We start from the raw sequence: 10,005 nt of genomic DNA, 5'->3' as shown, positions 1-10,005 counted from the left end.
GGACACGATGCGTGCCAGCGGGGTGATGCCGCGCCTCACCGCTTCCGCCTCGCTCATCAGCAGCGCGCCGGCGGCACCGTCATTGATGCCGGAGGCGTTGGCGGCGGTCACCGTGCCGTCCTTGTCGAAGGCCGGCTTCAGCTTGATCATGGCGTCGAGCGTGGCGCCGTGGCGGATGTATTCGTCCTGGTCGACAATGGTGTCGCCCTTCTTGCCCTTGAGTGTGACGGCGACGATCTCGTCCTTGAACTTGCCGGCCTTCTGCGCGGCCTCGGCCTTGTTTTGCGAGGCGAGCGCGAACTGGTCCTGGTCTTCGCGGGTGATCTGGAACTGACGCGCGACGTTTTCGGCGGTGTTGCCCATGTGATAGCCGTTGAAGGCGTCCCACAGCCCATCCTTGATCATGGTGTCGATCAGCTTGAAGTCGCCCATCTTGACGCCGGCGCGCAGGTGCTGGGCATGCTTCGAAAGCGACATCGATTCCTGGCCGCCGGCGATGATCACCTTGGCGTCGCCGATGGCGATCTGCTGCATGCCGAGCGCAATGGCACGCAGACCCGAGCCGCAAACCTGATTGAGGCCCCAGGCTGTGGTTTCCTTGGGCAGGCCGGCATTGATCGATGCCTGGCGGGCCGGGTTCTGGCCTTGCGCGGCGGTCAGCACCTGGCCGAGGATGACCTCATCGACCTCGCCTGGTTCGACACCGGCACGCGACAGCAATTCCCTGATGACGACGGCGCCGAGTTCATGCGCCGGGGTGGCGGCGAAGGCGCCGTTGAAGGAGCCGACCGGCGTGCGCGCCGCACTGGCAATGACGATGGAAGCGGACATTTTCTTCTCCAGACTTCAAGGGGTGTTGCTCTGTCGTTGGGGACTTTTCTTGCCCTTTCCCAACCCCAAGTCAAACCGGAAATGGGCATGGCGCCCATGCGCCGCAAGCAGGCCGTGCCTTGCCATGGCGACCATTCGTCCATTGCTGCGCAGCATATTTTGCCTGCTATGCAGCATTTAGTGATCCCGCACTGCACAAACTGCTTGGAATTGTGAAGCTTTTGCGCATATCCTCAAAAAAAAGGCACAATCGTTATCGGCGGCTTGCTCAGAGGCGCGCCGGTGTCCCCGGGAGGATGTAGATGGCCGCTAAAGACGATCCGATCATCATCAAGAAATACGCCAATCGCCGCCTCTACAACACCGGCACCAGCACCTATGTAACGCTCGAGGACCTCGCCGAGATGGTCAAGAAGGGCGAGGAGTTTACCGTCCAGGACGCCAAGACCGGCGACGACATCACGCATCCGGTGCTGACACAGATCATCTTCGAACTGGAGAACAAGGACGGGCAGAACATGCTGCCGATCCCGTTCCTGCGCCAGCTGATCGCCTATTATGGCGACCAGATGCAGATGATCGTGCCGAGCTTCCTCGAACAGTCGATGCTTGCCTTTTCCAAGGAGCAGGAGCGCTTTCGCGAGCAGATGAAGGGGGCGATCGGCAAGTCGCCGCTCGACATGATGAAGATCACCACGCCGATCAAGGCGCTGGAGGAACAGACACGCCGCAACATGGAAATGTTCCAGAATGCGATGCGGTTGTTCACGCCGTTCCCGCCCGCCGGCACCGCGCCAGCCGCCGCGCCGTCGCCCGAGCCGGCCAGGAAGGAAACGTCAGAAAAACCCGACGATCTTCAGGAACTGAAGGACCAGATCGCGGCCATGCAGCGCAAGCTCGACACGATGTCCTGAGCGCTTGGCGCTCTTGCGCCCCTACACCAGCACGCCCTCATAGCGGCCGCGCGGCCTGATGACACTTCCGCTTGTTATCTGTTCGACCGTGTGCTCGGCCCAGCCGACGCTGCGTGCGAGCGCAAACAGGCGAAACGGCGCATCGCGCGGCAAGCCAAGGCAGCGCGTCAGCGCTGCCAGCCCAAAGTCGATGTTGGGAAGCGCGCCGGTCGCGGCAAGGGCAGCATCGCGCAGCGACGATAGTGTGCCGTCAACCTCGATCACCGACAGCAGCGCGGCGCCCCGGGGATCGCCGTCGGGATAGAGCTGATGACCGAACCCCGGCAATGGCCGGTCGTGGCTGAGCCAGCGCCGGATCGTCGCATCGGCGCCATGTCGGGCCGCATCCTCGGCCAGTTGCATCACCGCCTCGCCGGCACCGCCATGGCGAGGGCCTGACAGCGTCGCGAGCCCGGCCAGCAGGCAAGCGGCCAGCGGCGCGCCGGTCGAGGCTGCGACGCGCGCGGCGAAGGTCGACGCATTCAGTTCATGATCGGCAAGCAGGACAAGCGCGCGGCGGATCGCATTGGCGCCGCCGGCGTCCACCGACCAGGCCTGCGCCAGCCGCTGATGGACGGGATCTGGTCCTGCCGGTGCGCCCAGCGCGGCGGCCAGCACGCCGACAGCGTGCGCGGCATCGGCATGCAGCGAGGCCCGGTTGCGCCCAAGCGACGGGCGCCCTCGGCCGGCAAGCACGGCAAGTTGCGCAAAAGCCGAGGCCCGGCCGGCTTGATGGGGCACATCCGGCGACGGTGCTTCGAAAGCCACCGGTTCCGGCAGAGCCCAGAGAATGGCGGCGGCTTCTTCCAGTGTGGCGTGCCCGGAGAGCACTGCGGCGTCCTGCCCGCGATAGATGAGCCGACCGTGCGAGACGGTCGAGATCGCCGTTGCGATCGAGGGTTCGCCCCAGGCAATGGCGCTTTCTGCGATGACTGATGGGCTCCGTCCGCGCGCCCGGCGGGTCGCCAGTGCGGCGATATCGTCGGCGCGGTACTGGCTGCGGCGCGGATCGGCGCGGTCGGGCCGCATGCCGATGCGCCCACGGCTGACATAGGCGTACAGCGTCTGCGCCCGCACCTTGAGGCGCTCAAGCGCCTCTTCCCGGGACAACCACTCGGACATATCGAGCCCTGATATTGATTCTATTGATCAAGATTGATGGAAACGTTGCCCATCTCTATCTCCGATCCGGAAATGCTTCAAGGAGACAGGCTATGGCGAATGGGCTCGATGACGTGGTGGCGGCGGAAACCGTGCTTTCCGATGTGGATGGTCTTGGTGGCCGTCTGACGATCCGAGGTCATTCGCTGCCGGAGCTGGCCGGCCGCTTGAACTATGCCCAGGTGATGCGGCTGCTGCTCGACGGCTTCTTCGACGACCTTCCCGATGAGGCGCAACTGACGCGGGCACTGGGCCAGGCACGCGCCGAGGTGTTCGAACGGCTCTTGCCCTCGCTGCCCCTGCTGGCGTCGCTCGATGTTTACAGCGCCATGCGCGCCGGCATGGCGCTGCTGCCGGACGGCGAGACCTTGACCGATGCCTTGCTGCTCATCGCAGCGCCCGCCGTGCTGACGCCGGCTCTGCTGCGCCTGCAGCGCGGCGAGCAGCCGATCGCGCCGGACAGCCGCGCCGATCATGCCGCCGACATGCTGAGGATGCTGAGCGGCAGCGTCGCCTCGACGGCGCTGGCGAAGGCGCTCGATACCTATCTCGTGACCGTCTGCGATCATGGCCTCAATGCATCGACCTTTGCGACGCGCGTGGTGGCCTCGACGCAGGCCGGCCTGACATCCTCCGTGCTGGCCGGGCTCGGCGCGCTAAAGGGGCCGCTGCATGGCGGGGCGCCCGGTCCGGTGATCGAGATGCTGGATGCGATCCAGGCGCATGGCGATGCCGCCGGCTGGCTTCGCGACGAGATCTCGCACGGCAGGCGCATCATGGGTTTCGGGCACCGCATCTACCGTGTGCGCGATCCGCGCGCCGACGTGCTGAAGGCCGTCGTGCGGCAACTCGGCGGCGAGGGCGAAACCGGCCGCCGGCTGGCATTCGCGGAGACAGTGGAACAGGTAGCGCTCGACGTGCTGCGGATCGCCAAGCCGTCGCGCTCGCTGCAGACCAATGTAGAGTTCTTCACCGCGCTGCTGTTGGAGGCGGCGGGCTTTCCGCCACAAGCTTTCAGCAATGTCTTTGCCGCCGGGCGCGTCGCCGGCTGGATCGCGCATGCGCGCGAACAGCAGACGACCGGGCGGCTGATCCGCCCGCAGTCGCGCTATGTCGGGCCGGTGCCGGAGCTGGCTGCCTGAGGCTTATCGGCGCCTGGCGAGCGACCGGCGATCCAAACGATATCCTCCTGGTGAGCGGCCGTGTGGCCGCTCATGACGAAAATTTCATCTCCTCAAAAATTCTGGCCGCTGTTATTGCGTCGCATTGAGCGTATATGCTGCAGTGCAACATAAGCTCGCTCTTGCCGCAACCAGAGGACTCCGCCCTTGGCCGCTAGAAAAACCGCAGTCATCACCGGCTCCACATCGGGCATTGGGCTGGCCATCGCCCAGGCCTTGGCGGCCGAAGGCCATAATGTCGTCGTCAACTCTTTCTCCGACACGACCGCCGACCACGCCATCACTGATGCGATCGCCAAACAGCACGGGGTGAAAACCGCCTACATCAAGGCGGACATGTCGAAACCGGCGGAATGCCGGGCGCTTGTCGCCAAGGCGGCTGAGACATTCGGATCGGTCGATATCCTCGTCAACAATGCCGGCATCCAGCATGTCGCGCCGGTTGAGGACTTTCCGATCGAGAAATGGGACGCCATCATCGCCATCAATCTGTCGTCGGCGTTCCACACCATTGCAGCCGCGATCCCGCTGATGAAGGAGGCCGGCGGTGGCCGGATCGTCAACATCGCCTCGGCGCACGGCCTAGTCGCGTCGCCGTTCAAATCGGCCTATGTCTCGGCGAAGCACGGCATCATGGGCTTGACCAAAACGGTCGCACTCGAACTGGCGCGTGAAAAAATCACCTGCAACGCCATCTGCCCCGGATATGTGCTGACGCCGCTGATCGAGGCGCAGATCCCCGACCAGATGAAAGCCCATCAGATGGATCGCGAGACCGTCATCCGTGAGGTCATGCTGGACAAGCAGCCGACCAAGGAATTCGTCACGGTGGAGCAGATCGCGGCAGCGGCGGTGTTCCTGTGCTCGGACGCGGCAGCGCAGATCAACGGCACGCATCTCTCGGTCGATGGCGGCTGGACCGCCGCGTGAGGCGCAAAATCTTCTCATCTATCCAAAACGAACCAAGGACGACGCCATGACCAAAAACGGCAAGGCGGAGGAGACAAAGAAGAAGATCAACATCGCGCTTCAGGGCGGCGGCTCGCACGGGGCCTTTTCCTGGGGTGTGCTCGACCGCCTGCTGGAGGACGGACGGCTGGAAATATCAGCAGTGTCCGGCACCAGCGCCGGCGCCATGAACGCAGTGGCGCTGGCCGACGGATATGTGCGCGGAGGTGTCGAGGGAGCGCGGCAGAAACTTGACGATTTCTGGCGCGCGGTGGCGGCCAAGGGCCGGTTCAGCCCGGTACACCGCATGCCGTGGGATGTCGCCTGGGGCAACTGGTCGATCGAGAATACGCCTGGCTATGTCTTCTTCGACACCATGTCGCGGGTGTTCTCGCCCTATGTCGCCAATCCGCTCGGCTTCAACCCGCTGCGCGACGTGGTTCAGCAGGAGATCGATTTCGACAATGTCCGCGCCTGCAAGTCGATGGAACTGTTCATCTCGGCGACCAATGTCGAGACCGGACAGTTGCGCGTCTTTTCCGATGGCGAGATCGACCTCGACACGGTGATGGCCTCGGCCTGCCTGCCGCAACTGTTCCGTGCTGTCGAGATCAAGGGGGTGCCCTATTGGGATGGCGGCTATGGCGGCAACCCGGCGCTTTATCCGTTCTTCAAGACGGCTGCGACCGAGGACGTGCTTCTGGTGCAGATCAATCCGGTGGTGCGGGAGGGAACACCAAGAAGCGCCAACGAGATCCAGAACCGCATCGACGAGATCGCCTTCAACGCCGGGTTGCTGCGCGAATTCCGCTCGATCGCCTTCGTCAAGGAACTGATCGCCGCCGGCCGTCTGCCGCATGGCGAGTATCGCGACATCCGCATGCACCGCATCGATGCCGACGAGGCGTTCAAGGACCTGTCGGCGTCCTCGAAGGTCAACGCCGAATGGGCGTTTCTGACCTACCTGCGTGATCTCGGCCGCACCGCCGCCAGCGACTGGCTGGAAGAGAATTACGAGGCCGTCGGCAAGCGACCGACGCTCGATCTCTCCGGCGAACTCGATGACGGCTTCAAGCCGGTGCGCGGTCCGGCACCTGGCCGGCGGGTCAAGGAATTTCTTGCGGCGCGCAAGAACCCGGAGGCAGAGCGCCGGCGCGCCTGAGCGACCAATCAATGTGCATCGATTGGTCCGCAATCATGCCTTCAAGGTCAGGTCGATCACCCTGATCAGGGCAGCGGCCGCCTGCCGCTGTCCCTCCGGATCTCTGATCCGCGCCTTCATGCCTTCCAGCCCGTCGAGCAGCATGTCGGCAAGCAGTTGCGCCGACAGGCCTCTGGCCGCCAGGTCGACGCCGTTCCTGGCTGCCTCGCGCTCGATCGCGGCGCCGATGTGTTGGCCAAGCCCGCCGCGCCAGCAGCCTACCAGATCGCCAAGGCTCGATTTCATGTCCAGCAATTCGGCGCCGTGCGGCGAAGCAACGACCGCGCCCATCATCGAGATGAATGCCTCGTCGATGGCCCGCATCATGCGCTCGGTGAAAGGGCCATCGCCGGATAGGGCAATCTTTGCCGCCTCGACCGAGCGTGACAGGATCATCATGGCGATGGCGCGGAAAATGTCGGTCTTGTTCTTGAACAGGAGATAGAGCGCCGGGCGCGACATGTCTGCGGCGCGGGCGATATCGTCCATGGTGGTGCGCGAGAAACCATAGGCCAAAAACACCTTCATCGCGCCATCCAGGATACGGACGCGTTTGGGGTCTGTGGCGGTGATGTCTTCGATCTGGTTCATGGAGCAATTCTATCCTGCAAAATCTTATTTGACAAAATGACGAAATTTGTCAACCTGTATCGGAGCGAAATGGCCGGGAGGCCGCTTCGCCCTTGGCAGTGGACGACAACAAGGGTATCCCCATGCGCCTCACGGTTGACGGTCAATCATTCGATATCGACGCCGATCCGGACATGCCGCTGCTGTGGGTGCTGCGCGATCTCATTGGCAAGACAGGGCCAAAATTCGGCTGCGGCATCGCCGCCTGCGGCGCCTGCACGGTTCACGTCGACGGTCAGCCGGTGCGTTCCTGCTCGCTCCCGGTTGGGCAGGTCAGCGGCGCTATCAAGACCATTGAAGGCATCGGCACCGCGGGGAAGCTGCATCCGGTGCAGCAGGCATGGCTGGAGGAACAGGTCGCGCAATGCGGCTACTGCCAGGCCGGCCAGATCATGAGCGCGGTGGCGCTGCTCGACGAAGTCGCCAACCCAAGCGATGCCGACATCGACAATGCCATGGGCGGCAATCTCTGCCGCTGCGGCACCTATCCCAAAATCCGCTCGGCCATCAAGAAGGCCGCGGCGCTCAAGACGGCGGGTCTCTGACCATGGCCAGTGTCGGAAAGATCGCCCGCCGCACGTTTCTGATCGGCGCTGCCGCTGTCGCGGGCGGCGTTGCCGTCGGCTATTACTACTATCGCAAGCCTTTTCCGAACCCGCTCGAGGCCGAACTCGGCAAGGGCGAGGCGACGTTCAACCCCTATGTGAAGATCGGCGCCGACAACACCATCACCATCGTCGCGCCGCGCGCCGAGATGGGGCAAGGCATCTCGACGACGCTGGCGGCCATGGTCGCAGAGGAACTCGACGTCGGGCTCGACCGGGTCAAGGTCGAGCATGGACCGGCATCCCATGCCTATTATAACGCCGCGATCCTTCAAGAGGGCGGTCCGTTCGCCTTCTTCGACGAGAGCATGACGGCGCAGGCGGTGCGCTCGGGTCTGGGTGTGGTCGGCAAGTTCCTTGCCCTGCAGGGCACCGGTGGTTCGGCTTCGACACGCGATGGTTTTGACAAGATGCGGCAAGCGGGTGCAGTCGCCCGACAGATGCTGATCGCGGCTGCGGCGCAAGAACTGGGTGTCGCCGCCGCCGATCTGAAAACGGCCGACGGTTCGATCCTGCACAAGGCGTCGGGCAAGTCGCTGACCTATGGCGCGGTCGCCGCGGCCGCCGCCGCGATGGCGTCGCCGGACGAAGTCAGGCTCAAGGACAAAGCCGACTGGAAGCTGCTGGGAAAGCCGCAAAAGCGCATCGACATGCTGGCCAAGGTCACCGGGGCGCCGATCTTCGGCATCGATGTCAGGCTGCCGGACATGCTCTACGGCACGGTCAAGATGAGCCCGCGCTTCTGGGCCAAGCCGGTCAAGGCGGACCTTTCCAGGGCCGAAAAAATGCCCGGCGTGATCAAGATCGTGCCGCTTGAGACGAATTATGGCCATGGCTTCGGCATCATCGCCGACAACACATGGGCGGCATTCAAGGCGGCCGAGGCGATCGACGCCCAGTGGTTCGATCCCGAATACCCGCTCGGCAGCGCAGCCATTTCAGATGTGCTGAAGCAGGCGCTTGCCACCAAGGGGTCGGTGATGCGCGACAATGGCGACGTCGATACCGCTTTTGCCGACGCGCCGCGCGAAAGGATCGTCGAGGCAGACTATGCCGTGCCCTATCTGGCGCATGCGACGATGGAGCCGATGAACGCCACGGCACAGTTCAAGGACGGTGCGCTCGACATCTGGTGCGGCAACCAGGCGCCGACCCTGGTGCGGCAGCTTTGCGCCAACGCGGTCGGCATCGAGCAGGGTAAGGTCAATGTGCACACCACCTTCATGGGCGGCGGTTTCGGCCGGCGCGTCGAGACGGATTACGCGCTGTGTGCCGCGTTGATGGCGAAAGAGACGGGCGGGCGTCCGATCAAGGTAACCTGGACGCGCGAGGAAGACATGCGCCACGACGCCTACCGGCCGGCTGCTATCGGCAAGTTCCAGGCGCGGCTTGGCGACGATGGCATGCCGGTGGCCGTCGACATGAAGATGGCCTCACCATCGGTGATTGCCGGCATGCTGCGCCGGCTGTTCCCTTCGATATCGCCGCTCGGTCCCGACAAGACCATCGTCGATGGCGCCTACGACCAACCCTACTCCATCCCGAATTACCGGGTCACTGGTGTCGCGGCGCCGGTCTCCATCCCTGTCGGCTCCTGGCGCTCGGTCGGCAGCTCGGTCAACGGCTTCTTCCACGAGGGTTTCATGGACGAGATCGCCATTGCCGGAAAAATCGATCAGGTCGAGATGCGCAAGAGACTGATGGCCGCTTATCCCTCGGCGGTGAAGGTGGTGGAGAAAGTCGCCGCGATGGCGAAATGGGGCGAGGCGCTGCCCGCCGGCAAGGCCAGGGGCATGGCCTTCACGCTGTCCTTCGGCAGCTGGGTCGGCGAGATCGTCCAGGTGGCGGACACGCCGGCCGGCATCCGCATCGAGAAGGTGTGGATCGCCGCCGATGTCGGCACCGCGCTCGACCCCGGCATCATCGAGGCGCAGTTGATCTCGGCGGCCATCTACGGTCTTTCGGCGGCGATGGGGCAGGAAATCACCTTCGCCGACGGCATGGTCGAACAGTCGAACTTCCACGATTTCGACGCCATGCGGATCTTCCAGTGCCCGGTATTCGAAGTTGCCATCCTGGAAAACTTCCACAGGATGGGCGGCGTCGGCGAGGTCGGCACACCGCCGGCGGCTCCGGCGCTCGCCAACGCCATCTTCGCGCTCACCGGAAAGCGCATCCGCACGCTGCCGCTGTCGAAAACGGTGGCCTTCGCATGAAGAAGCTCGTCATCATGCTGACGCCTGCTGCCATGCTTGTGCTCGCAGCATCGTTTGCGATCGCGCAAGAGAGCCAGACGCCGGCGCCGGTGGCAGTCGACACAGCAAAAGCCCTGTCCGAATGGGACAAGGTCTATGCGGTGTTCTCGCATCCGCGCTGCGCTGACTGTCATGTCGCGGACGAGCGACCGCGCTGGTCGGGTGCGCATTACGGCGGCACGCGCGTGCACGCCTTCAATGTCCAGCGCGGTCGCTCGTCCGCGACATGACAGTCAGCGC

Annotated in this window: 10 protein-coding genes; 7 read left to right on the top strand and 3 right to left on the bottom strand. The window is 64.1% G+C overall.

The features are described from left to right. Window positions 1-831: acetyl-CoA C-acyltransferase (locus EOD15_RS20580; RefSeq protein ID WP_127408777.1), on the bottom strand; the 831-nt coding region annotated here is incomplete at its 3' end. A gap of 302 nt (window positions 832-1,133) precedes the next feature. On the opposite strand from EOD15_RS20580, the gene phaR reads away from it, so the two are divergent. Beyond that, window positions 1,134-1,745, top strand: a complete 612-nt coding sequence (gene phaR / locus EOD15_RS20575) for a polyhydroxyalkanoate synthesis repressor PhaR (RefSeq protein ID WP_027037157.1) — start codon at window positions 1,134-1,136, stop codon at window positions 1,743-1,745. A 21-nt stretch (window positions 1,746-1,766) separates the two neighbouring features. On the opposite strand, the gene EOD15_RS20570 is transcribed toward phaR, so the two are convergent. Continuing rightward, the gene (locus EOD15_RS20570) at window positions 1,767-2,906 is read right to left on the bottom strand and encodes a citrate synthase (protein WP_127408776.1); all 1,140 of its coding nucleotides are present in this window, start codon (window positions 2,904-2,906) and stop codon (window positions 1,767-1,769) included. A 92-nt stretch (window positions 2,907-2,998) separates the two neighbouring features. Here EOD15_RS20570 and EOD15_RS20565 point away from each other — a divergent pair, with 92 nt between their 5' ends. From EOD15_RS20565 to EOD15_RS20555, 3 genes are all read left to right on the top strand, one after another. Continuing rightward, window positions 2,999-4,087, top strand: a complete 1,089-nt coding sequence (locus EOD15_RS20565; RefSeq protein ID WP_127322910.1) for a citrate synthase/methylcitrate synthase — start codon at window positions 2,999-3,001, stop codon at window positions 4,085-4,087. A gap of 186 nt (window positions 4,088-4,273) precedes the next feature. Continuing rightward, on the top strand, window positions 4,274-5,056 hold the full coding sequence (locus EOD15_RS20560; RefSeq protein WP_127408775.1) for a 3-hydroxybutyrate dehydrogenase: 783 nt from the start codon (window positions 4,274-4,276) through the stop codon (window positions 5,054-5,056). A gap of 46 nt (window positions 5,057-5,102) precedes the next feature. Further along, on the top strand, window positions 5,103-6,236 hold the full coding sequence (locus EOD15_RS20555; protein WP_127270167.1) for a patatin-like phospholipase family protein: 1,134 nt from the start codon (window positions 5,103-5,105) through the stop codon (window positions 6,234-6,236). A 33-nt stretch (window positions 6,237-6,269) separates the two neighbouring features. On the opposite strand, the gene EOD15_RS20550 is transcribed toward EOD15_RS20555, so the two are convergent. Beyond that, the gene (locus tag EOD15_RS20550; RefSeq protein WP_127322484.1) at window positions 6,270-6,866 is read right to left on the bottom strand and encodes a TetR/AcrR family transcriptional regulator; all 597 of its coding nucleotides are present in this window, start codon (window positions 6,864-6,866) and stop codon (window positions 6,270-6,272) included. A gap of 122 nt (window positions 6,867-6,988) precedes the next feature. On the opposite strand from EOD15_RS20550, the gene EOD15_RS20545 reads away from it, so the two are divergent. Genes EOD15_RS20545 through EOD15_RS20535 form a run of 3 tightly spaced genes read left to right on the top strand, consistent with a single transcriptional unit; the run spans window position 6,989 to window position 9,995 of the window. Then, a complete protein-coding gene (locus EOD15_RS20545) occupies window positions 6,989-7,450 on the top strand; it encodes a (2Fe-2S)-binding protein (RefSeq protein ID WP_127322485.1) in 462 nt (153 codons plus the stop codon). A gap of 2 nt (window positions 7,451-7,452) precedes the next feature. After that, complete coding sequence (locus tag EOD15_RS20540) at window positions 7,453-9,726, top strand: xanthine dehydrogenase family protein molybdopterin-binding subunit (RefSeq protein ID WP_127408774.1); 2,274 nt, start codon at window positions 7,453-7,455, stop codon at window positions 9,724-9,726. Next, window positions 9,723-9,995, top strand: a complete 273-nt coding sequence (locus EOD15_RS20535; RefSeq protein WP_245463724.1) for a hypothetical protein — start codon at window positions 9,723-9,725, stop codon at window positions 9,993-9,995. The genes EOD15_RS20540 and EOD15_RS20535 overlap by 4 nt, the downstream gene beginning before the upstream one ends. The last annotated feature ends 10 nt before the right edge of the window (window positions 9,996-10,005 follow it).

Origin of the sequence: Mesorhizobium sp. M7A.T.Ca.US.000.02.2.1 (genome assembly GCF_003996995.1) — a bacterium.
Taxonomy (GTDB): Bacteria; Pseudomonadota; Alphaproteobacteria; order Rhizobiales; family Rhizobiaceae; genus Mesorhizobium.
Note: the sequence above shows the minus strand (reverse complement) of the source record. Positions and strands in the feature narration are given on the sequence as shown.